This is a genomic window from Pseudomonas sp. Leaf59, assembly GCF_920984685.1.
Taxonomy (GTDB): Bacteria; Pseudomonadota; Gammaproteobacteria; order Pseudomonadales; family Pseudomonadaceae; genus Aquipseudomonas.
Genome location: NZ_CAKLBR010000001.1, coordinates 209,957 through 231,933, shown reverse-complemented (window position 1 = coordinate 231,933; position 21,977 = coordinate 209,957). Strand labels below are relative to the sequence as shown.

At 59.5% G+C, this 21,977-nt stretch carries 18 protein-coding genes; 9 read left to right on the top strand and 9 right to left on the bottom strand.

Features of this window, described 5'->3' with window-relative positions; genetic code table 11:
• The first annotated feature begins 95 nt into the window (after positions 1-95).
• The 3 genes from LUB09_RS00850 (at position 96) to ahpF (ending at position 3,414) form a co-directional block, all read left to right on the top strand.
• Complete coding sequence (locus tag LUB09_RS00850; RefSeq protein WP_231421301.1) at positions 96-1,028, top strand: site-specific integrase; 933 nt, start codon at positions 96-98, stop codon at positions 1,026-1,028.
• A gap of 133 nt (positions 1,029-1,161) precedes the next feature.
• Complete coding sequence (gene ahpC, locus LUB09_RS00845; protein ID WP_003191303.1) at positions 1,162-1,725, top strand: alkyl hydroperoxide reductase subunit C; 564 nt, start codon at positions 1,162-1,164, stop codon at positions 1,723-1,725.
• Between the two features lie 123 nt (positions 1,726-1,848).
• Complete coding sequence (ahpF, locus tag LUB09_RS00840; protein WP_003230739.1) at positions 1,849-3,414, top strand: alkyl hydroperoxide reductase subunit F; 1,566 nt, start codon at positions 1,849-1,851, stop codon at positions 3,412-3,414.
• Positions 3,415-3,464: 50 nt separating this feature from the next.
• On the opposite strand, the gene gloA is transcribed toward ahpF, so the two are convergent.
• Positions 3,465-3,986: a lactoylglutathione lyase gene (gene gloA / locus LUB09_RS00835; protein ID WP_209982046.1), complete on the bottom strand. Its 522-nt coding sequence runs from the start codon at positions 3,984-3,986 to the stop codon at positions 3,465-3,467.
• A 176-nt stretch (positions 3,987-4,162) separates the two neighbouring features.
• Here gloA and LUB09_RS00830 point away from each other — a divergent pair, with 176 nt between their 5' ends.
• Entirely contained in the window at positions 4,163-4,699 is a 537-nt protein-coding gene (locus LUB09_RS00830) for a DUF4946 domain-containing protein (RefSeq protein WP_322213590.1), read from the top strand.
• Between the two features lie 111 nt (positions 4,700-4,810).
• Here LUB09_RS00830 and LUB09_RS00825 read toward each other — a convergent pair whose 3' ends face one another.
• Entirely contained in the window at positions 4,811-5,176 is a 366-nt protein-coding gene (locus tag LUB09_RS00825) for a histone-like nucleoid-structuring protein, MvaT/MvaU family (protein ID WP_231421299.1), read from the bottom strand.
• Between the two features lie 196 nt (positions 5,177-5,372).
• Positions 5,373-6,914 (bottom strand): EAL domain-containing protein, encoded by a 1,542-nt coding sequence (locus LUB09_RS00820; RefSeq protein WP_209982041.1) that lies wholly within the window; start codon positions 6,912-6,914, stop codon positions 5,373-5,375.
• A 401-nt stretch (positions 6,915-7,315) separates the two neighbouring features.
• Between LUB09_RS00820 and hppD the strand changes: the two genes are divergently transcribed.
• Entirely contained in the window at positions 7,316-8,392 is a 1,077-nt protein-coding gene (gene hppD / locus LUB09_RS00815) for a 4-hydroxyphenylpyruvate dioxygenase (RefSeq protein WP_209982039.1), read from the top strand.
• A 49-nt stretch (positions 8,393-8,441) separates the two neighbouring features.
• Here hppD and rarD read toward each other — a convergent pair whose 3' ends face one another.
• Positions 8,442-9,323 (bottom strand): EamA family transporter RarD, encoded by an 882-nt coding sequence (gene rarD, locus LUB09_RS00810; protein ID WP_231421298.1) that lies wholly within the window; start codon positions 9,321-9,323, stop codon positions 8,442-8,444.
• A 108-nt stretch (positions 9,324-9,431) separates the two neighbouring features.
• Positions 9,432-10,742 (bottom strand): MFS transporter, encoded by a 1,311-nt coding sequence (locus tag LUB09_RS00805; RefSeq protein WP_231421297.1) that lies wholly within the window; start codon positions 10,740-10,742, stop codon positions 9,432-9,434.
• A gap of 160 nt (positions 10,743-10,902) precedes the next feature.
• Between LUB09_RS00805 and LUB09_RS00800 the strand changes: the two genes are divergently transcribed.
• Positions 10,903-12,009 carry a sugar diacid recognition domain-containing protein gene (locus tag LUB09_RS00800; RefSeq protein WP_209982032.1) on the top strand — a complete coding sequence of 369 codons (1,107 nt, stop codon included), beginning with the start codon at positions 10,903-10,905 and terminating at the stop codon, positions 12,007-12,009.
• A 91-nt stretch (positions 12,010-12,100) separates the two neighbouring features.
• Complete coding sequence (locus LUB09_RS00795; RefSeq protein WP_231421296.1) at positions 12,101-13,264, top strand: glycerate kinase; 1,164 nt, start codon at positions 12,101-12,103, stop codon at positions 13,262-13,264.
• Here LUB09_RS00795 and LUB09_RS00790 read toward each other — a convergent pair.
• Positions 13,237-14,826 (bottom strand): alpha/beta fold hydrolase, encoded by a 1,590-nt coding sequence (locus tag LUB09_RS00790; RefSeq protein WP_231421295.1) that lies wholly within the window; start codon positions 14,824-14,826, stop codon positions 13,237-13,239. The two genes, LUB09_RS00795 and LUB09_RS00790, sit on opposite strands and share 28 nt — an antisense overlap.
• Before the next feature lie 177 nt (positions 14,827-15,003).
• On the opposite strand from LUB09_RS00790, the gene LUB09_RS00785 reads away from it, so the two are divergent.
• Together LUB09_RS00785 and LUB09_RS00780 are read left to right on the top strand one after the other, a co-directional pair.
• Entirely contained in the window at positions 15,004-15,516 is a 513-nt protein-coding gene (locus LUB09_RS00785; protein ID WP_209982025.1) for a GNAT family N-acetyltransferase, read from the top strand.
• A 108-nt stretch (positions 15,517-15,624) separates the two neighbouring features.
• On the top strand, positions 15,625-16,119 hold the full coding sequence (locus LUB09_RS00780; RefSeq protein WP_231421401.1) for a hypothetical protein: 495 nt from the start codon (positions 15,625-15,627) through the stop codon (positions 16,117-16,119).
• 5 nt (positions 16,120-16,124) lie between these two features.
• On the opposite strand, the gene LUB09_RS00775 is transcribed toward LUB09_RS00780, so the two are convergent.
• The 3 genes from LUB09_RS00775 to LUB09_RS00765 all read right to left on the bottom strand — a co-directional run bounded on the left by LUB09_RS00775 (position 16,125) and on the right by LUB09_RS00765 (position 21,851).
• Positions 16,125-17,525 (bottom strand): DUF1254 domain-containing protein, encoded by a 1,401-nt coding sequence (locus LUB09_RS00775; RefSeq protein ID WP_231421294.1) that lies wholly within the window; start codon positions 17,523-17,525, stop codon positions 16,125-16,127.
• Between the two features lie 135 nt (positions 17,526-17,660).
• Positions 17,661-18,026, bottom strand: coding sequence for a response regulator (locus tag LUB09_RS00770; protein WP_209982018.1), 366 nt, complete (start codon positions 18,024-18,026; stop codon positions 17,661-17,663).
• A gap of 252 nt (positions 18,027-18,278) precedes the next feature.
• Positions 18,279-21,851: a hypothetical protein gene (locus tag LUB09_RS00765; protein ID WP_231421293.1), complete on the bottom strand. Its 3,573-nt coding sequence runs from the start codon at positions 21,849-21,851 to the stop codon at positions 18,279-18,281.
• Positions 21,852-21,977 lie beyond the last annotated feature (126 nt).

Here is a 21,977-nt window from a genome sequence, read left to right as displayed (position 1 = left end):
AATCATGATTTAACAGATGGGATATTGGCGTATTATCCCGTGTCATGTGCGTTGTGAGCGCGAAAACCCCTGCCATCAGTACGAATAGGCCTGCCATGAGCGATCTGGAGCGGTATCTCAACGCCGCCACCCGCGACAACACGCGCCGCAGCTATCGCGCGGCCATCGAGCATTTCGAAGTGAATTGGGGCGGATTCCTGCCGGCGACGAGCGACAGTGTGGCGCGCTATCTGGTGGCGCATGCAGGCGTGCTGGCGGTCAATACGCTGAAGCTGCGCCTGTCGGCGTTGGCGCAGTGGCACACCAGCCAGGGTTTTCCCGATCCGACCAGGACGCCGGTGGTGCGCAAGGTGCTCAAGGGCATTCGGGCCGTGCACCCGGTTCAGGAGAAGCAGGCCGAGCCGTTGCAACTCATTCATTTGGAGCAGGTGGTGGCTTCTCTGCAGGCAGAGGCCCAGGAGGCGAGCGATCAACAGGATCAGCCGCGACTGCTGCGCGCCCGGCGCGACACTGCGTTGATCCTGCTGGGGTTCTGGCGCGGGTTTCGCAGTGATGAGCTGTGTCGCCTGCAGATCGAACATGTGCAGGCCACGCCCGGCGCCGGTATCAGCCTGTACCTGCCGCGCAGCAAAAGCGATCGGCACAATCTCGGCAAGACTTACCAAACGCCTGCACTCTTGAGGCTGTGCCCGGTACAGGCCTACAGCGAATGGCTCAGCGCTTCGGCGCTGGTGCGCGGCCCGGTGTTTCGCGGCATTGACCGTTGGGGCAACCTGGGCGAGGCGGGCTTGCATCCCAACAGCGTGATTCCATTGCTGCGCCAGGCGCTGGAGCGTGCGGGGATTGCCGCCGAGCAATACACCAGCCACTCATTGCGCCGGGGCTTTGCGACCTGGGCTCACCGCAGCGGCTGGGACTTGAAGTCGTTGATGAGTTACGTCGGCTGGCGCGACATGAAATCGGCCATGCGCTATGTTGAGGCAACCCCCTTTACCGGCATGACCCTGGCCAGCCAACCGCTGCTGTGAGATTTCTTCTATTAATACAGCTACCTGATAGGGAAAACCAATCACCAGCATCAGGTTTGCCAATGAGCCATCGACGCAAAGAGTGGTTAGGATTCACCCCATCAACTTCATAACCCCTGACGGAGAGTCAACGATGCCTATCATCAACAGCCAAGTAAAACCGTTCAAAGCCACCGCATTCAAAAACGGCAGCTTCGTAGATGTGACCGACGCTGACCTGAAAGGCAAGTGGTCCGTTGTGTTCTTCTACCCAGCCGACTTCACCTTCGTTTGCCCAACCGAACTGGAAGACCTGGCTGACAACTACGCCGAATTCCAGAAACTGGGCGTCGAGATCTACAGCGTGTCCACCGACACCCACTTCGCGCACGCTGCCTGGCACAACACCTCGCCAGCCATCGGCAAAATCCAGTACACCATGATCGGCGACCCGACCCTGACCATCTCCCGCAACTTCGACGTGCTGATCGAGGAAGCAGGCCTGGCGGACCGCGGTACGTTCGTGATCAACCCGGAAGGCCAGATCAAGATCGTCGAACTGAACGACGGTGGTGTTGGCCGTGACGCTTCCGAGCTGCTGCGCAAAATCAAGGCTGCCCAGTACGTCGCTGCCCACCCGGGCGAAGTGTGCCCAGCCAAGTGGAAAGAAGGCGAGGCCACTCTGGCTCCGTCCCTGGACCTGGTTGGCAAGATCTAAGTCTGTGAAGCACCCAGGGCGGGTATCCGCACCTACTCAGTAAGCTGCAACCGCCCTCAAAAACGCCCGGGCGAGATTCGCTCGGGCGTTTTTTTATACCCGAAATCAAAGGAAATCGCCCGTATGTTGGACGCCACTCTTAAAGCTCAGTTGAAGTCATACCTGGAACGGGTCACCCAGCCGATTGAGATCGTCGCCTCCCTCGATGACGGCGCGAAATCCCAGGAAATGCTTGCCCTTTTGCAGGACGTGACCAGCCTCACCACGCTGATCACTCTGAACACCGATGGCAATGACGCGCGCAAGCCGTCGTTCTCCATCAACCGCCCGGGTGCCGATATCAGCCTGCGTTTTGCCGGCATCCCCATGGGCCATGAATTTACTTCGCTGGTGCTGGCCCTGCTGCAAGTCGGCGGCCACCCCTCGAAAGCCAGTGTCGAAGTGATTGAACAGATTCGCGCCCTTAAAGGCGAGTTCAGCTTCGAGACTTACTTCTCGCTGTCTTGCCAGAACTGCCCGGATGTCGTCCAGGCGCTGAACCTGATGGCCGTGCTCAACCCGAACATCCGCCACGTCGCCATCGACGGCGCGCTGTTCCAGGCGGAAGTCGATGAGCGCCAGGTCATGGCGGTGCCCAGCGTCTACTTGAACGGCGTGAACTTCGGTCAGGGCCGCATGGGGCTGGAAGAGATCCTCGCCAAGCTCGACACCAGCGGCATCGAAAAAGCCGCCGAAAAAATCAGTGCCAAGGACGCCTTTGATGTACTGGTCGTTGGCGGTGGCCCCGCGGGCTCTTCGGCCGCCATCTACGCTGCGCGCAAAGGCATTCGTACCGGTGTGGCAGCCGAGCGCTTTGGCGGCCAGGTTCTGGACACCATGTCCATCGAGAACTTCATCTCGGTGCAGGAAACCGAAGGGCCGAAACTGGTCAGCGCCCTGGAAGCCCATGTGCGTCAGTACGACGTGGACATCATGAACCTGCAGCGCGCCAGCAGCCTGATCCCGGCAAAAAATGCCGGTGACCTGCACGAAATTCGCTTCGAAAGTGGTGCCACCCTCAAGTCCAAAACGGTGATTCTGGCCACTGGCGCCCGCTGGCGTGAAATGGGTGTGCCGGGCGAGCAGCAATACAAGGCCAAGGGCGTGTGCTTCTGCCCGCACTGCGATGGCCCGCTGTTCAAGGGCAAGCGTGTGGCGGTGATCGGCGGCGGTAACTCTGGCGTGGAAGCAGCCATCGACCTGGCCGGTATTGTCAGCCACGTCACTTTGCTCGAGTTCGACAGCAAACTGCGCGCCGACGCTGTGTTGCAACGCAAGTTGCACAGCCTGCCGAACGTGGACGTGATCACCAGTGCGCTGACCAGTGAAGTCAAAGGCGACGGCCAGAAAGTCACCGGCCTCGTGTACAAGGATCGCGACAGCGGCGAGTTCAACACCCTCGACCTGGAAGGCATCTTTGTGCAGATCGGCTTGCTGCCTAATACCGACTGGCTCAAAGGCACCGTGGAGCTGACACCACGCGGCGAGATCATCGTCGATGCCCGTGGCGAAACGTCACTGCCAGGCGTGTTTGCCGCCGGTGACGTGACGACCGTACCTTACAAGCAGATCGTGATTGCGGTAGGCGAGGGCGCCAAGGCCTCCCTGAGTGCTTTCGATCACTTGATCCGCAGCTCCGCTCCGGCTTGATACCAAGCCTGAAAATGACAAACCCCATGAGCGATCATGGGGTTTTTTCGTTACAGCGGCGCGGGCTGAATGATCTCGACCCAGTACCCGTCCGGGTCCTTGATAAAGGCGATGCTTTTCATGCGGCCATCCGTCAGGCGCTTCTGGAAATCGCAGCCCAGGGCTTCGAAACGCTCGCAGGCGGCCACGATATCCGGCACCGAGATGCAGATATGACCGAAACCGCGTGGGTCAGTGTTGCCGTCGTGGTAGGCGAAATCTGCGTCGTTTTCGGTGCCGTGGTTATGGGTCAATTCCAGGATGCCCGGAATCGACTTCATCCACTGGGTACGCGCGGCGGCGTCCGCTGGAATCTGCGTTTTATCGACGAGGGCAAGGAAGTACAGGCTGAATTCGGCTTCCGCGAAATCGCGTTTTTCCACCAGGGAAAACCCCAGCACGCGCGTATAGAAGTCCAGCGACCGAGTGATGTCCTTGACCCGCAGCATGGTGTGGTTGAACACGAAGTTCGAGGTGGCGGTGTCAGGTTGGGCGGTGACGCCCGGCAAGGTGTTCAGTTCGTGCAGGCTCATGGGCCCTCCAGAAAAAATGGGGCAAAGCGGTCCCTTGGCTTGCGGCAAGCGTCCGTGCTGCGCGGTCATGATACGCAAGGCCCGCCGGCAGCGCCAAAAGAAAAGGTCACGCAGGCCTTGCGAGTCGCGGGGGTGGGGGCTCAGACTTTGACGCCTGAACCTTGGGCGTCTTTGCAATGATCCAATTACCTAAACCGCTGTTGAGTGTCCTGTGTTTATTGTTGGCCAGTCCGTTGGTAGGGGCGGCCGACCCGGAAGTTCACTGGCCCAGTGGCTGGCAGGTAGAGGACGTGGCGCCTGACGCCCAGGCGCCCTCGGCCGCCTCAAGCGTGTCGCGCCAACGGGCAATCAAGAACGACGAAAAGGGTGCGACCCTGATGGTCATGGAGCTGACCGCTACGCCGATTGAGGCGGGGCATAAGGTCAATCTGCAAGGCGTGTTGCTGGAAATGCGTAAATCCATCCAGAAGGATTTCGCCCAGGGTGGTTATCAAAGTGTGTGTACCAAAATTCACGCCAGCACATTGAGCCGTCTCGATGCACTGGAATCTACCTGCGTGATTACCGAGAACGGCAGGCATGTGCTGTCACAAACATTGGTCGGCGCTGTCGATGCCGATAAGGCCTATGTATTTTCATTTGCGGGTCAGGCCCAGGCTTATGAAGCGAGCAAGGATGAAGTCAACTCAGTGCGCAGCACGCTGAAACTTTAAGTGTGGGGTACTTATCGATTTTGAACAAAATGAAATAATATTTAAGTTCGCTTTCGAACCCTTGAATAAAAAAGCCCCGCTTAAGCGGGGCTCTTTGTTAGTGCGCTGCGATCAGCCGCGCAACCAAGAGTCAACAGTGGCAGCGCCATACTGTTCTTTCCAGGCTTTAAGGCCGCGATGGTTGCCGCCCTTGGTTTCGATCAGCTCGCCGGTGTGCGGGTTTTGGTACACCTTGACCACCCGTGCACGGCGCTGTTTGGGGGCGGCGGCGCCTGCCGTGCCAACCTTGCCCGGGTTTGGATCGAGGATGGAGATGATGTCGCGCAGGCCTTTGCCGTAGTGCTTCATGAGCGCCTGGAGTTTTTCTTCGAATTCGATTTCTTTCTTCAGGCCGGCGTCGTTCTTCAGGGATTCCAGCTGGGCGAGCTGTTCTTGAAGGGCTTTTTCTGCTGCGCGAAATTCGGCGAGTCTGGACAAGATCTTTACTCCAATAGTGTATGTGGCTGACATCAACTGCAGACAAAACAATAAGCCAAAAGCGTTAAGGCGACTCAAGTAAGATGGCGTCTGCGGGTGCTGCACAGGCACGAAAAATTGTAGTAGTTAATCTGTCTTGAGTAAATCAAGTCTTTTGTCTTAACTGCATTATTTCACATCGCCCGTCACTGACTATTCAATGGCGAACCAGGGATTTAATGAATTCAGCGCCGGGCAAAGGCCGTCCGAACAGATAACCCTGCAGGAAATCCACACCGTGGGCGGCGAGGTATTCGCACTGTTCGGCAGTTTCCACGCCTTCGGCAACGATAGCCAGGTCGAGCTTTGCAGACAGTTCGATGATGCTGTCGAGAATGTGGCGGGAGAGCGCGTCGACGCCGATCATGGCGACAAAACTCTGATCGATCTTCAAGTAGTCAACGTGGAAGTTGCGCAAGTAGCCCAGGCTGGAATGCCCGGTGCCGAAGTCGTCTATGGCGATCATCACCCCCAGTTCATGCAGCGCATTGAATAATCGACGGGTCACATCGGTAGGCTCGATCAACTCGCGCTCGGTGAGCTCCAGCACCAGCGTCACGTGACCGGGTGGGAAGGCGGCAAGAAATGCCCGGCAATCCTCCACCAGCTCCAGATTGCGGCAATGCCGGGCCGTGATGTTCACCGCGATGTGAAAGCCGGGAGTGAGAAGCGCGGCGTGCGGTGCCAGTTGTTCGGCGGTCTGGCGCAGCAGGGCGCGGGTCATCGGTACGATCAGGCCGCAATCCTCGGCCAATGGAATAAACAGGTCGGGCCGTACCAGGCCTTCCTTGGGGTGCTGCCAGCGCATCAGCACTTCGCAGCCTGCCCATTCGCGGGTATCGCCGCGCACCACTGGCTGGAAATACGCGAGAAACTCATTGGCGCCCAAGGCGCGCCGCAGCTCATGGGTGGGCCGCGACACGCGTTTTTGCAGGCCGTGTGCGAGCAGGCCCGCCAACAGGCCAAAAAACAGCACCAGGCTGAACATGGCCGGGTAGCGCGCCTGCATGTAGCGCCAGACTTCACCTGCGGGCAGGCCGGCGTCGACGCTCAATCGATAGCGTTCGGAAGCAAGATGGTGATGGGCCACGGCAAACGTCGGAACCGCAGTGGCGTGGGCTTTGCCGTCGTCCCCCAGCCAATTGTGGCCCACGCGCAGCACCATTTGTGCATGGCGGCTGAGCAGGCGCAGGGTATTGGTCAGGTGGTAGCCATCGATTGAGGCGAAGGCGGCCCGGTCACCATCGACCAGCCGGTACACCAGCAATGCTGTGTCCGGCGTCACCGGGTTGCCTTTCATCAGCCACAGTCGCCCATCCACGTAGTCGGCCGGGTTGATGCGTGACACGTGATCGCTGCCGAACAGTGACGTGCAGTAGATGTTTTCCTGCCAGGACAAGGTCGTTGCGCGCACAAACGGCCTCCGCGTGACCTGCTCGCGCAGCGCCAATTGCACCGCCTGGTCGCAGGGTTTGCCAGCCAACGGCAGTAGCGCCTGGGTGGCGAGTGCGGTTTGGTCGAGCATCAGTTCGAATTGGCGCACCGCTTCCTGGGCGGCTTGCACCGTGTTGTGCTTCAGGGTGCGCTCGGCTTGCCAGTGCAGGATGAACACACCCAGCACAATGGGCACCAGCGCACAGAAAACGCTGATGGAATGGCGGGCGAGGGGCTTGCGCGGGCCTTTGACGGATAAGGGCATAAGCGGCCTGTCAGGCGAGTGGGGGCGCCAGGAGGCCGGCGGCAATATAGCGATGATAGATGCCTGGGCTGAAATATGCTTGCCGCGCAGCAGGCCAACATTGTATCGACTGCCGTTACAAACCGCTTGCACGGGGCAGGGCATTGGCGATCTGATAAGACTGCGGACAAACAAGGTTACGCTGTGTAGAATCGATTTACGCATACAAGAATATGGACTTGCGCTCACGCAAGCCTCTGCCGTCAGAGACTGATGACACCATGAAGCTACTCGGCTCCCCCCTCATCTTCGGTGACTTCCTCGCCCGCAGCGTGCGAGGCCTCTCCTGCGCGCCGCCCTCAACCCTCATCCCTGCTCGCCACTGAACAATTGCCAACCACCCGCATGATGAGGCGCCGACCATGGCAGACCACTACGAAAACCCGATGGGCCTGATGGGCTTTGAATTTATCGAATTCGCATCACCGACCCCAGGCATCCTGGAGCCGATCTTCGAGATCATGGGCTTCACCCAGGTAGCCACCCACCGCTCCAAGAACGTGCACCTGTTCCGCCAGGGCGAGATCAACCTGATCCTCAACAACGAACCCGACAGCCTGGCCTCGTATTTCGCGGCCGAACACGGTCCGTCGGTGTGCGGCATGGCGTTTCGCGTCAAGGACTCGCAAAAGGCCTACACCCGCGCGCTGGAACTGGGTGCCCAGCCGATTCATATCCAGACCGGTCCGATGGAACTCAACCTGCCGGCCATCAAAGGTATCGGCGGCGCTCCGTTGTACCTGATCGATCGCTTCGGCGAAGGCAGTTCGATCTATGACATCGACTTCGTCTACCTCGACGGCGTGGAGCGCAATCCTGTCGGCGCTGGTCTCAAGGTCATCGACCACCTGACCCACAACGTGTACCGCGGCCGCATGGCCTACTGGGCGAACTTCTACGAGAAGCTGTTCAACTTCCGTGAGGCGCGCTACTTCGATATCAAGGGCGAGTACACCGGCCTGACGTCCAAGGCCATGAGTGCGCCGGACGGCATGATCCGTATCCCGCTCAACGAAGAGTCGTCCAAGGGCGCGGGGCAGATCGAAGAATTCCTGATGCAGTTCAATGGCGAGGGCATCCAGCACGTGGCGTTCCTCACCGACGACCTGATCCAGACCTGGGACGCCTTGAAGCGGATCGGCATGCGCTTCATGACTGCGCCGCCGGACACCTACTATGAAATGCTCGAAGGCCGCCTGCCCAACCACGGCGAGCCGGTCGACCAGTTGCAAGCGCGCGGCATCCTGCTGGACGGTTCGTCGATCGAAGGCGACAAGCGCCTGCTGTTGCAGATCTTCTCGGAAACCCTGATGGGGCCGGTGTTCTTCGAATTCATCCAGCGCAAGGGCGACGATGGGTTTGGCGAGGGCAACTTCAAGGCGCTGTTCGAGTCGATCGAGCGCGACCAGGTGCGTCGCGGTGTGTTGAGCACCGACTGACGCATAAATAAAAAGCCCGGCGTCGGCCGGGCTTTTTATTGCCTGCCATTCACGCCCGACGCTGGCGCACCAGGTGCTTGAAGCCTTCGAACACCAGCACCATCACCGCGATCCAGATCGGAATGTAGGTCAGCCATTCGCCCGGCTTGATGCCCTCGCCGAGCAGCAGTGCCACCACCAGCAACAATACGGGTTCAACGTAACTGAGCAGCCCGAACAGGCTGAACGCCAGCAGTCGACTGGCAATGATATAGCTCACCAGCGCCGAGGCACTGATCAGCCCGAGTATGGGGATCAACGCGTAGAGTTTCGGGTGCGTATCCATCACCGCAAACCCCTGTTCACCGCTCTGCACGAACCACCAGGCGACCGGCAGCATCAGCGCCATGTCCAGCCATAGCCCGCCCAGGTGGTCGGTCTTGAGGTATTTGCGGATGATGAAATACAGCGGGTAGCCGATGATCACCACCAGCGTCGCCCAGGAGAAGCCTCCGGCCTGGAACAACTCGTTCAGCACCCCGAGCCCGGCGAAGAACACCGCAATTTTCTGCAGATAAGACAACTGCTCGCCCCACACCAGGCGCCCGGTGAGCACCATGGTCAGCGGCAGCAGGAAATAGCCCACCGACACGTCCAGGCTGCGTCCGTTGAGCGGCGCCCACATGAACAGCCACAACTGCACACCAAGAAACGTCGAGGACAGCATCGCCCCGACAATCAACTGTGGCTGGGCCGCGATCCTGCGCAACAACGCCCATGCACGCCGCCACTCGCCGGTGACGATCATGAACACGGTCATGCAGGGCATGGTCAGCAGCATGCGCCAGCCAAAAATTTCCAGGCCGCTCAACGGCGTCAGCAACGACGTGAAGTAGTACATGACGGCAAACAACACCGACGCCGATACGGATAACACAACACCTTTAGACACGCTGCCCTCGCGCAAACCGTTCAGTCCAATTTCAAGCGTAGATTATGGTGGTTTTAGCGAAGCAGCGTCGCGCTATTTTGGGGCGTTTTTTGACGGCTCCTGGCCGGCTCAGGCCTTCAGGCTGCGGGTCATGCGCAAAGCCAGCACACTGCCCGCCACAATCACCGCCGCCAGCAGGTACAACGCCATATCCGTGGACCCGGTGGCATCCTTCACAAAGCCGACGATATACGGGCTGAGGAAGCCAGCCATCTGGCCCATGGAGTTGATCAGCGCCAGGCCGCCCGCCGCCGCGCCTGCACTGAGCATGGCGGTGGGCACCGGCCAGAACATTGGCAGGCCGGTGAGGGCGCCCATGGTCGCAATGCTCAGGCCGAGGATCGCGATTGCCGGCGTGGTGGCGAAATTCACCGCAATCACCAGGCCGATGGCGCCCATCAGCATCGGCACCACCAGGTGCCAGCGCCGCTCCTTGCGCAAATCGGCGGAACGCCCCACCAGCAGCATGAACACCGCCGCCAGCAGATAAGGAATCGCGCTCAGCCAGCCAATCACCAGGTTATCGCTGAATCCCAGGTTCTTGATGATCGACGGCAGCCAGAAGTTGATCGCGTAAACACCGCTCTGGATACAGAAGTAGATCAGGCCGAACGCCCAGATGACCGGGTTCTTGAACACCTCAGCCAGCGAATCGGTGCTGGTTTTCGGCTTGTTCGCCAGGTCTGTGGCCTGGTCGGCCTCCAGCACCGCACGCTCGTGGGGCGTCAGCCACTTGGCATGGGCAAAGCTGTCGCTGAGCAGGAAGTAGGCGAGGGCGCCGAGTATTACAGTGGGAACGCCCTGCAACAGGAACATCCACTGCCAGCCCGCAAGGCCGCCCTGGCCGGCGGCGAAATGGTTGAGGATCCAGCCGGAAAAGGGGCTGCCAAGCAGGCCGGACACCGGGATTGCCGACATGAACAAGGCCATGATGCGCCCCCGGCGGAAGGTCGGGAACCACTGCGAAAGGTACAGCACCACGCCCGGAAAGAAGCCCGCTTCGGCGGCGCCGGTAAACAGACGCAGGGTGTAGAAATGCGTTGGCGTGGTGACGAACAGCAGGCAGGTCGACAGCGTGCCCCACACGATCATCATCAGTGCGATCCAGCGCCGCGGGCCGAACCGCGTCAGCGCCAGGTTGCTCGGCACGCCGCACAGCACGTAGCCGATAAAGAAGATCCCGGCCCCCAGGCCGTACACGGTTTCACTGAACTTCAACGCGTCGAGCATCTGCAGCTTGGCAAAGCCGACGTTGACCCGGTCGAGGTAGTTGAACAGATAGCAGATGAAGATGAAGGGGATCAGGCGCAGGGTGACGCGCTTGTAGATCGCGTTTTTTGCGTCATCGGTGGCCGGTGCTGCAGCGGCGCTCTGGGACATGGCGGTCTCTCTTTATTATGATTTTTTGCGATGCGCAGGTAACGTTGATCGCCCAACGAGTCTCGGCCAACGGGCAGGCTGCTGTCTTTGTGCCCGCGCACAGTCAAGCATGCGCTGCGCTGTGCCGATGAACAACCTCGCTTTCAAGGAAAACAGTCCCATGTTCGAGCTTGATCATGACCTGGCACAGGATATCGTCGATCGCACCATGGCGATCCTGCCCTATAACGTCAATGTCATGGACAGTCAGGGCCTGATCCTTGGCAGCGGCGAGCCGGAACGCATCAACACCCGTCACGAAGGCGCGCAGCTGGTGCTGGCCAACGGCCGCGTGGTGGAGATTGACACGCAGACCGCCAAGCACCTCAAGGGCGTGCAACCGGGCATCAATCTGCCGCTGCTGCATGATCAGCGCCTGATCGGCGTGCTCGGCATCACCGGCGAGCCGCAAGGGTTGCGCACTTACGCCGAACTGGTGCGCATGACCGCCGAAATGCTGGTGAGCCATCGTCATCAGCAAATCGAGCAACAATGGCGACGTCAGCGCTGCGATGACCTGCTGGCGTTGCTGTTGGCCGACAACGGCGACTCGCCGCGCCTGGTGGATGAGGCGCAACGCCTGGGCCTCAAGCCGCAAGCGGCGCGCATGCCGTACCTGTTTGAGCTGGGGGCCGGGCAATCGGCTCAGGACTTGAGTGCCTGGCTGGCCTCACGCTACCCGGACAGCTGGTGCGTGAGTTCGGCGCCATCCTCACTGCTGTGGTGCCGGCCCGCCGCCGTGCCGGTGGATAATCCACGCCTGCTGGAAAAACTCGACGGTCTGGGCTGGAACGTCCTGCGCGTGGCCATTGGCGGGCAGGCCGAGGGGCTGGCCGCATTGCGTCGTTGTTACCGCCGCGTCGGCGATCTGCTCGCCTACGGCCGCGATGTGCTGCCGCAATCGCGCGTTCTTACCCTCAACCGCTACCGCCTGCCGGTGATGCTCTGGCGCCATCGCCACGAAGACGCGCTGGATGAGCTGCTCAACCCGCTGCGCCAGGTGCTGGCCAGGGACAACAATGGCCAGTTGCTGGCCACGCTGCGCAGTTGGTGCGAACACGACGGGCAGAGCCAGGCCTGTGCCGACGCCCTGGGCATCCACCGCAACAGCCTGCGCTACCGCATGGAGCGTATCGCCGAACTCAGCGGCGTTGACCCGCTGACCCTGGACGGCATGCTCGCGCTGTATCTGGGCGTGCAACTGTTGCCCCAGCCATTGTCACAATGAACAACAAACCTGCGCCGCACTTGTGCATCTGACAGGCGTCATGACCGGTGGCAACTGGCAGCATGGACGTTATAAAAACCGGAGAACGCCCATGAAAATCATCATCGCCCCTGACTCGTTCAAGGACAGCCTGAGTGCTGCAGGCGTGGCCCAGGCCATTGCCGAAGGGCTGGCCCAGGTCTGGCCGACTGCCGAGCTGGTTCAATGTCCGATGGCGGACGGCGGTGAAGGCACGGTCGATGCCGTGCTGGCTGCGTGCAACGGCGAGTTGCGCAGCCAGACGGTTCGAGGGCCATTGGGCGGCACGGTTGAAGCCCGTTGGGGCTGGCTGGCCGACAGCCACACGGCCATCATCGAAATGGCCGAGGCCAGCGGCCTGCAACTGGTCGCGCCGGGCCAGCGCGACGCCTGCTCCAGCACCACTTACGGCACGGGGGAATTGATCCGCGCCGCAGTGGATCTCGGCGCGCGGCGCATCATCCTGGCCATCGGCGGCAGTGCGACCAATGATGGCGGCGCCGGGGCGATGCAAGCCCTTGGTGTGCAACTGTTCGACGCGGCAGGCCAACAATTGCCCCCCGGCGGCCTGGCATTGGCGCAGTTGGCGCGTATCGGCCTGGACAACCTTGACTCGCGCCTGGCACAGGTGCGTTTTGAAATCGCCGCCGACGTGAACAACCCGCTGTGCGGCCCGCACGGCGCTTCGGCGATTTTTGGTCCGCAGAAAGGCGCCAATCCCCGGCAAGTCCAATACCTGGATGCCGCGCTCGGTCATTTCGCCGACCACTGCGCCAGCGTGCTGGCCACCGACGTGCGCGACGAGCCCGGCAGCGGCGCCGCCGGCGGCCTGGGCTTTGCCGCCAAGGCATTCCTGGGGGCGCAGTTTCGGGCGGGAGTGGAGGTAGTCGCCGAACTGGTCGGCCTGGACGCCGCCGTGTGCGGCGCCGACCTGGTCATCACCGGGGAGGGCCGCTTCGACGCGCAGACCCTGCGCGGCAAAACGCCGTTTGGGGTGGCACGCATTGCCCAACAGCACAGCGTGCCAGTGATCGTGATCGCCGGCACCCTGGGTGATGGCTATGCGCAGATGTATGCCCACGGCGTGGACGCAGCCTTTGCCTTGCCGTCAGGACCCATGAGCCTGGAGCAGGCCTGCAGCGAGGCGCCACGCCTGTTGCGCGAGCGCGCATCGGATATCGCACGGGTGTGGCGACTGGCGGCGCCGGTTCAATCTGCACCGAAGCAGATCAGATAACGTTCAGGCTTGCGTCCGTATGCCAGGTAATCACCGACACTCCTATTGACGCAGGCGCTGCTGTCGGAAAAAGACACACCATGCTGATAGCTGCCCTTGAGCAACGTCATGTGGGTGTTGGGCAAGCTTTTGAAGGCTTTCAACGCGCCCGCTGCCGGTGTCTGGTCGTCAAATTCGGCCTGGACCATCAGGATGCTGTGCACGTGCTTCAGGTTTTTCACGGGAACACCGTTCAATGGTTGAACACTCCACCCAGCGCAGTGCGCGGCCTGGAAAAAGCTGCCGCCCACCGGGTACTGGGTGGCGTAGCGGTTGCCCTTGTCGGCCCAGAATGCCTCGCCCGCCGCTGGTGTGTCATTGCATAACACCGTGCTGCGTACAGAGGCCGTCGGCGTGAGCTTCAGCGGACCGGGTGCCAGACCATTCCAGGGTTCAGGGTTGCGGATGAGCGTAAGCAAGTGCATGAACGCACTTTTAGCAGACTGATCCACCTCGTTATCCGGGCTGAATCGGTGGGTGCGTGCCCTGGACAGAAGGTGGGTGTCATTGGTGTCGGGCGTTTCTCGCAACCATTGGCTGAGCAAGCGTGCTGCCATCAGATACTCTGCAGAACTGTAAAGCTCATTGTCCGAACGCAGTGCCGCGCGGACCTCGGGTAACAGTTCGAGGAAAATGTCACGTATGGCCTTGGGATCGTTGCCCATCTGATAGACCTGCGGGCGGCGGGCGGCGGGCTGCGCAACAAAACGTTCGAATATCTTTTCCTTCTCTGGCGCCTGGATTAATGAGGCGTCCTGGAAAGTCGATGTCCAGTCCGTGTTCGAATCGAGCACCATGCGACCAACGTGCTCGGGGAACAGTCCCGCATACCAGGCGCCCAGCCAGGTGCCGTAGGAATTACCCAAATAATTGAGCTTTTTCTCCTTGAGTAAAACGCGCACGAACTCCATGTCACGCGCAGTCTGAGCGGTATTGATATAGGGCGCCAGGCGCTGACTGGCGCAGCCACGGGCCAGTACGGCGGCGTTGTGTTGCAGGGCCATTAGGTTGGCGGGGCTGCGGTCTTCAGTGATGTCGTTGTGCGCGACGATCAGCTCATCGGATTGGCACACCAGCTGCGAATCTTTCGTGCTGCCCATTCCCCGGGGCGTGAGACCGATAACGTCAAAGGTGTCGGTCAGATGCCGATACGCCTCGCCGTCGGGCTTTTCGCCGTAGTTTTTCCAGATTGAAGCCAGCAGCACCGCAAAGCCGTCTGCTTCAGCACCGGGGCCGCCCGGGTTGGTGAATATCGCGCCTTCTCGCTTGCCTGGCTGGCGCGCGGTCACCCGCGTGATATCCAGGTCGAGGGTGCCGAGCGAAGGTTTCAGGTGATTCAACGGCACGCGGACGATGCCGCACTGTGTTCTGGCAACGACTTCCGGGTCCAGGCCGCGGATAGGCCGTGCGTCGCAGTCGGGGAGCCATCGAATATTTTCCGCCTGTTTTCTGGTCGCACAGGCTCCGCTGGTCATTAGCGCAATGATAATAAGGCTGCCCAATACTGTTCGTTGCTTGCTCACTGTTTGAAGACCCGGCTGTGGTTGGATGGCCGGGAGTATTACAAGGTCGGTCTGGCCGTGAATGTAGGAAAACACAGCGCTTGTTACCGGCAGGCTCCGGGAACGTACGGCGCTTTCCTTTGCGCCGACTTGCGCCCTACACTGGGCGGCCATGTGTCTTTCAAAGGATGAAACACAATGCATGCGCCTGAAACCCCGATCGTGATCCAGCGCTTCACCGAGGCCCATCTGGAAGGCGTCACCGCCCTCTATAACGAGCCGGCGGTGTGCAGGCAGGTGCTGCAGATGCCCTTCCAGTCGGTCGAAGCCTGGCGCAAACGTCTGGTGCTGGATAACGAGCGCCGACTCCAGCTGGTTGCGCTGCATGGCGGCGAGGTGGTTGGCCAACTTGGCCTGGAGCAGTACCTGCGGGTGCGCCAGAGCCACGTCGGTTCGTTCGGCATGGGCGTGGCGACGGCCTGGCAAGGCAAGGGAGTGGGCTCCCGGCTGCTGGCGGCCGCGCTGGACGTGGCCGACAACTGGATGAACCTGCACCGGGTGGAACTGACGGTGTATGCCGACAACGAAGCCGCGCATCACCTGTACCGCAAGTTCGGCTTCGAGGTGGAAGGGCGCCTGCGCGACTACGCCCTGCGTGACGGTGTGTTTGTCGATACATTGAGCATGGCGCGTCTGCGCAGCTCGATCTGATCCGCAAACAGCCGACCAAATGCCCCGAACAGTTTTTAAGCCGTACGCCATGTGGGCGCATCTGCCATGATCGGGCTTCGCAACTTGGTTCACCCAAGGATTTCCGAAATGGACGATGTACACCAATTGGGCGAGATGCTTCGTCACTACGCTGATAGCGAAGCGCATAAAAAACAGCTGTTCGATGTGCAGTCGGCGCGCTGGGCGCACAAACTCGGCGAGCTGTTCCAACTGATTGAACAGTGGCTGGAACCGGTAAAGCGCGCCGGATTGCTGGAGGTGAGCCGTGAAGCCTACGTCGCCAGCGGCCCGAGCGCAGTTGCACAGGCATCGGCCTTCAACACCGAAAAGCTCACTGTGCTAATCACCGGCAAAACCGTAGAGTTCGTGCCGGATGTAATGGGAGCGGGCGGGTTGATCTCCGTGGCGGTGACGGGCCTGACCGCGACGCGCCATGGCAGCATATCGCTGGTGCTGCCGGCGGACAAAAACGATTGGCTATGGAAGAAAACCAATGGCCTGAAAGACCCGGACACCTATGCCTTCGATGCCAACTTTCTGGCATCGCAGCTACAAAGCCTGATTCCCCGCGAACGCGCCTGAAGCGTCTATTTCAACGGCGTCAATGGAGGCAGTTTCCATTGCCCATTACCCACTTCGGGTTTGGGCAGGTACACCCGCAGCACCGCATAGAACGGGCCTGGTGGCGCCGGCAGCCAGTTGCTCTGTTCGGCCTTCGGTGGTTCGTGGTGCTGCAGCGCCAGGGTCAGGCCACCGTCAGCGTCGCGCTTGAGGGCGGGCAGCATGCGCGAATTGATCAGGTAGCGCTTCTTGTGGTTCGGCACCAGCAAGCGGGTTTTGGCGTCGTACATCGTCAGTGACCAGAACGCATCGGCGGGCGGCAACTGGTCCTTGGCAAAATGCACCGTGTAGCTGTGACGTGCACCGTTGGCCGGTTTGCCTTCGCTGTCGACGACGTATTTGAAGTAGGCCGCTTCATCACTCGAGTTGCCGAACAAGCCCGTTTCGGCACCGGCGTAGCGGTACAGGTAATTGTTCTGCAGGTGGTCGCGGCTGCCGTAGAGGTCTGCGCTGGTGACCTGACGGGTCTCGATTTTGTCTTTCTTGAACGCAGCGAACTCGGCCTTGGCGTCGGCGATGCCGTCTTCCAGCGCCTTGCGTTGCTCAGCCGTCAACTGTTTGACCTTGAACGGCGCGCCGGGGGCGATGCCGATGGTGGCAAAGCGCGCGAGCATCTCCTTTTCACTGTCCTGGGGCGCGGCAAAGGCCAGCATGAAGTTCAGATAGCGAAACAGCTGCGGGCCCTCGGTCATGGTCGCCATCGGCTTGGGCCACTCGACCTTTGCAACCTTGGGCGGCGCGGCCTGTTTCACATAGCTGCTCAGCGCCTGCACCTTGTAGCCTTCCTGGATCTGCCTGACCTTGTTCAGGTCTTTTTCATCGAACAACTGCGTGCGGTAGAGGGCGTAGGCGATATTGCTCTCGCTGTAGAGCACTCGGTCGACGTCCACCGGCTGCTGACCTTTCCAGTCAGGCCCGGCGATCATGTAGTGACCGCCGTTGTTACCCGTGCTGCGGGTGCCCAGGTAGGCGAAGTTCTGCGTATACAGGTCGATCAACTGCACCGAGTAATAGCGGTCGTCTTCGATTTTGGGCAGGGTCAGTACCAGCGGTTCCCTGCGCAGGTCCATCCATACGAAGGAGTAGGGCGTATCTGCGTTCGGGCTGGGGAACGCAGCGTCCCTGGGCGTCACCACCTGCGCGGCATTGCCGATCTGGTTGAACGGTGCCTTGTAGTTGACGCCGCCCTTGTCCACCGCCTGGGTGTAGAGCGTTTTGTACATTTGCACCACCGGGAAGCCATACAGGTAGGCTTCCTTGGCGATCGCCCGCGCTTGCGCCGGCGTCGCCGTGAAGTCGGCCCATGCGCCGGTACTCATGAGGAGGGAGAGGCTCGCCAGCACCAGGCGCGCAGGTTTTCCGATCATGTTGTTGCGTCCTTCCAGAGTTCTTTTGACTGACGGGAGATGAAGGCGACGAGTTTCCCGTTTTATTGGGCAAACGTCACGTAAATCCCTGCACGCACACTGAACTGAGCAAATGGATAAGGGGAGGGGCAGGTATCAGGCTGCGGGGAGCATGGACTTGACCTTGTCGCGCAACTGATCGATCGAGAACGGTTTGCCAATCACCTGCATGCCGGGGGGCACATCGATATTGTCGGCGTAGCCGCTGGCAAACAGGATCGGCAGTTCGGGGCGCAACTCACGTACTTTGGTTGCCAGTTGCTTGCCGTCCATGTCCGGCAGGCCGACGTCGGTCATCATCAGGCTGATGACCTCATCGCGATTCTGCGCAAATGCCAGTGCCTGTTCGGCGTCAGCAGCCTCCAGCACAGTGAACTCCAACTCTTCGAGTACATCGACGATCAGCATGCGCACGATGTTGTCGTCTTCTACTACAAGGATGGTGGAGGAGGTGGAGGACATAATGAGCATTCCTGAAAAGTGAGGGGCTGAACGTGACGAGGCAGAAGCTAACCCGGTAGTGAGTGATAACAATGCCAGCAAGTTCAAAATGAATGGCTGGCATTGTGACCTTAGGCACGCCGAATGTCCCGTCAGCGTGCTGGTTTACTCATACGTTTGACTGCCGAGGGGTTGCGACCCGTCTTGAAGTCGCTGGAGGCGTACAGAACGCCCGGCGTTGAAACCCTCTTGCACGAATGTGTGAGCCCTGGCTCAAAGAGCCGCGTTGAACAGCGCATACGGGTTGTTATAGGGCACTGTCATTAGAAAGTCAGACTCATTGAAAAGACTGACATTGAATTGCGGCCTGCCGCTGGTAATGGCGACAGGGCTCAGTGTGCCTGCTGTTCTTCCGCTATTCAGGCAGACCTCTATTCCGCGCTGCATTGTGGCTTCGCTGGTGAACGTCGCCAGGCCGAAATTGGGGTCAAAGAAAAACCACTCCTTCTGGCCGTTGCTATTCAACATGGCCCCCGCGAGCAGACCGTGATTTTGCGTAGCGACCCTCATCATGCAGGGCGGGGTTGCTTTGCTCAGGGTAGCGCCGATGTCAATGTGTGACATTTGGGACACGGGTTGAACACCATGAAAATGGTCGCGAACGATCTGATGCATCTCGTTCAGTTGTTTGCGAAACGCGAGGACTTTGGAATCATTGGTCTTAATGCTCGCTTTGAAAAAATTATCGATCAACGTCTGTTGGCGCCCATTCTGAATGGCTATGGCCATGGTATTGACCAAGGCCGCGCATTCGCCGTTTGATGCCAGATCCCCTTGGCTCAGGTAGAAGTTTTGCGGCATCAGCGTGGCTTTGCCACCTGCGGCCGCGATTTGCTCGCTGAAGATTCTCGCGCTTTCAAGGCTATTGCGCACCATTCTGGTTTCTATCACTTTGGCCAACGAACCGATCTCTTCGGCCGTGCGCCCCGAACTGACGGTCAACTCCTTGAGATCCGAAACATTCATGGAACTGTAATACCCAGGGATGTTTTCGATGTTGCCAGCATCATGACCTCGGGTGAAGGCGGCAAGGTCATTAGCCTTGGCCTTTGCCAAGGTGTCTCTGAGGACATCAGAAATGTGGGGCGTTCTCGGGGTTGGAGCCACAACAGCGGTCAACCAATTAATCCAGTTGCCGTTTATCTCACCGTTGGCGGCGACCGTTACCGGTTTGAAGTTCGCCAACGCCGTTCCATAAGGACCAATGACCGGGTCCAACGAGTACCATTTACGGTTTTCAAACACTGCACCGCCTTGGACAACCTCGTCTGCCAGCTTGAAGGTGCCGGTTGCAACGATGCGATTATGTTTACTGGCTGCTTTGAGCGCATCGTAACTGCCACTTGCGCCCCTGAGCGCGGTGACCACATCGGCCCCCTTGGCAAGCCCTCTTCCAACCAGCTTGGCTCCTCCCACCAACACGTCGCCCACCCCGCCCACGGGATTAATAAACTCAATAGCAGCCGCGCCAATAAACTTTACCGCTTTGGTTGCCTTGGCAGCGGCGTTCAAACCCGACATGCCCTTGCCAAAGACTTTTACCGCTTGCGCCGCCTTGCCCGCACCCAGCGTGAGCAGTCCGAACGCGTCAATAGCCAGATCACCGACCCCGTCAAGGGTGTTGCCTTGCAGAAAATTATTGATAGCCGATCGAAACGGAATCAGGTTGAGAAAAAACTCATCAATCACGCTACCTAGCGCCCGACCTTTGTCGAAGGACGTAATACCTCTGGCGTGGTTCAACAGCTCCTCGCCATCCAGCGCGAGCGCTTTGACGTACATGTCGGCAATAAAGTCGGTGCGCTTGGAGCGATAGCTGTCGGGCGTTTGAGCGGTAACGGGCTTCTCTGTCGTTTCGCTGTCTCGAGCACCGTTGTAAGGGTTCAGCACGGACATTCGAGTAATGAGATTCGCGGCTCTGGAATCCATCTTCTCAGCGGTATAGGGCTCGCTGAGTCTGCGAATCAGGTGTTCCTTTTTTTCAATGGTCCCTGTGCTGGAGTCGATTTCATACACGTTGACCTCGCCGTTGAGCGTAGTCTTTACATGCATCGTGCGCGCACGATGTACCAGTTCGAGCGGTGAAGTGAAATCGAGTGCAATTTTGTAGTCGCTGGTGTGAAAAAATTTCACGTCGCCCAGTTCAAAATTCCTGCGGTCAGCCAGTGGCAAGTTGGATACCAGCTGTTTGACAAGTTCATGGTGGCCGTCACCCAGCGATTTCATGGCGGCTTCATAATGAGTGTCGAATAGCTTTTTGACCTCAGTATGTTTTTTGGTTTTTAAGTAAGTGTTGAACGAGGCGATCGGAATTCGCCTATCCGGCGTGACCCATACGTGATGCTTGTCGAGCGGTTTGCCCTCCATCACGATATCAAGCATCGAGCGTCGCGTAAGATAAGCGGGGTAAACGCGGAGTGCGTTCTGGTCGCGTATTTGCAAATTCCTGATTTCAAAGACGGAAGGATCCACCTGAGGAAATTCAGCTTTCAGGTATTCCAGCGCGATGTCCTTTCGACTGGGCACGGGCGTCTCCAGTAATGACGAAGACTTCACCAGCGCGCTGAGTTGATCGTTATAGGCAATCCTGGCCTGCTGTATCTCGGCCGCAGAATGTTCGGTTTCGCTGGGTTTCAGCACACCATTGGCTACGGCCCAATCGATCAGGGCGCCGCGTTGAGCCAATTGACCGGTGTAAGTGTCAGCCGCTATTGACTCAGCTTGAGCGATAACCTCAGCGTAGGTCATGTTCTGCACCCGACCCGGCGTCTGCGCCTCGATCCTGGCTGCGGCAATCGTTAACTGCGCCCACATGGCAGAGCCTACGGTGACGCCGCCTGGAATGTCTTTAACCAGAAACTGCGGTGCACTGGAGGCCAGTAAAAGGTGAGTCGCGAGCGTGGCTGAATACGGTGCAGCCCGTCCATTGTCGACAAGATGACGGCTCAGTTCGCTGACGACGTGCGACGGGGCGAGGCCCCAATGCTCGGGACGTAACAGATCAAAGTGCGCGGTGTGGTTGCGAATTTTTTTTAGAGAAGATTCCGGATCCAGCCGAAGGTGAATCGCCGCCAATATATAGTCGTAAATACTGGTGTCCGACGCCACACCCCCCAGGTGCGCCTGGAGGGCTTGCCCCAGCGCCAGGGCGTTTGGGCTGTCGAGCAATTTCTGCATGGCCATGGTGGCGGGGCCTTTCAAGTCATCGTGTGTCACCGAGCTGCCAATCAATAAATAATCCAGCACACCCCTGTCAGTGGACAACGGTAAACCCGGCAGCCCCGTCTCGCTGGAAAGCAGGAATTGGGCGATGCGGTACTGGTCAGTTTGCGCCATCGGTATCGGCCAGGACAGCGCGCCACCGAAATCCCCCAGGAGGAGCACCGACGCTTTTTTCTCCAATATGTCTGCCAGCGCTTTGGCTTCAACGACGTTCTGCGGCAAGTCATAGCCCAGGTCCGTGATGACGGTAGCCAGGGTCGGGGGAGTGGTGCGCGCCAGAGCGTAGGAAGAACCTACATAGGGAAGCACGACATCGCTGTTCAACTGGTAGGAAAACTTGTGATCCACCCAGGTTGTCAGGCCCCTTAGTTTATCGGCCAAACTGAACATATCCTGTTGGTCCGCCAGCAATTGCTGCACGGTTTTGACGGCAGGTGTCGCAACCGAGGACGAACGGTCCCGGGGAGATGGGTTCGCTGTTACCGCACCCGCTTTTTTTGCACCCGGCTCAGGTGCTTCGGTGACAAGGTTCATCGGTCGATGCGCTACGCGGGTGATGCTCATTCGAAATACCCCGGTCTGTCAGAAGGACGCCTTTACGTTGGATCTCCCTGTTCCTGAGGCGCAGCCATGAGTGCCGGATCGATGCACTGACGTTCCAACTTCGCTGCGTCGATCTGTAAAAAAAAT

Bases quoted from the DNA above. Each gene is read 5' to 3' on its own strand.
- LUB09_RS00850 (WP_231421301.1), top strand. From the start codon at position 96: ATGAGCGATCTGGAGCGGTATCTCAACGCCGCCACCCGCGACAACACG.
- ahpC (WP_003191303.1), top strand. From the start codon at position 1,162: ATGCCTATCATCAACAGCCAAGTAAAACCGTTCAAAGCCACCGCATTC.
- ahpF (WP_003230739.1), top strand. From the start codon at position 1,849: ATGTTGGACGCCACTCTTAAAGCTCAGTTGAAGTCATACCTGGAACGG.
- gloA (WP_209982046.1), bottom strand. From the start codon at position 3,986: ATGAGCCTGCACGAACTGAACACCTTGCCGGGCGTCACCGCCCAACCT.
- LUB09_RS00830 (WP_322213590.1), top strand. From the start codon at position 4,163: ATGATCCAATTACCTAAACCGCTGTTGAGTGTCCTGTGTTTATTGTTG.
- LUB09_RS00820 (WP_209982041.1), bottom strand. From the start codon at position 6,914: ATGCCCTTATCCGTCAAAGGCCCGCGCAAGCCCCTCGCCCGCCATTCC.
- hppD (WP_209982039.1), top strand. From the start codon at position 7,316: ATGGCAGACCACTACGAAAACCCGATGGGCCTGATGGGCTTTGAATTT.
- LUB09_RS00805 (WP_231421297.1), bottom strand. From the start codon at position 10,742: ATGTCCCAGAGCGCCGCTGCAGCACCGGCCACCGATGACGCAAAAAAC.
- LUB09_RS00800 (WP_209982032.1), top strand. From the start codon at position 10,903: ATGTTCGAGCTTGATCATGACCTGGCACAGGATATCGTCGATCGCACC.
- LUB09_RS00795 (WP_231421296.1), top strand. From the start codon at position 12,101: ATGAAAATCATCATCGCCCCTGACTCGTTCAAGGACAGCCTGAGTGCT.
- LUB09_RS00785 (WP_209982025.1), top strand. From the start codon at position 15,004: ATGCATGCGCCTGAAACCCCGATCGTGATCCAGCGCTTCACCGAGGCC.
- LUB09_RS00780 (WP_231421401.1), top strand. From the start codon at position 15,625: ATGGACGATGTACACCAATTGGGCGAGATGCTTCGTCACTACGCTGAT.
- LUB09_RS00775 (WP_231421294.1), bottom strand. From the start codon at position 17,525: ATGATCGGAAAACCTGCGCGCCTGGTGCTGGCGAGCCTCTCCCTCCTC.
- LUB09_RS00770 (WP_209982018.1), bottom strand. From the start codon at position 18,026: ATGTCCTCCACCTCCTCCACCATCCTTGTAGTAGAAGACGACAACATC.
- LUB09_RS00765 (WP_231421293.1), bottom strand. From the start codon at position 21,851: ATGAGCATCACCCGCGTAGCGCATCGACCGATGAACCTTGTCACCGAA.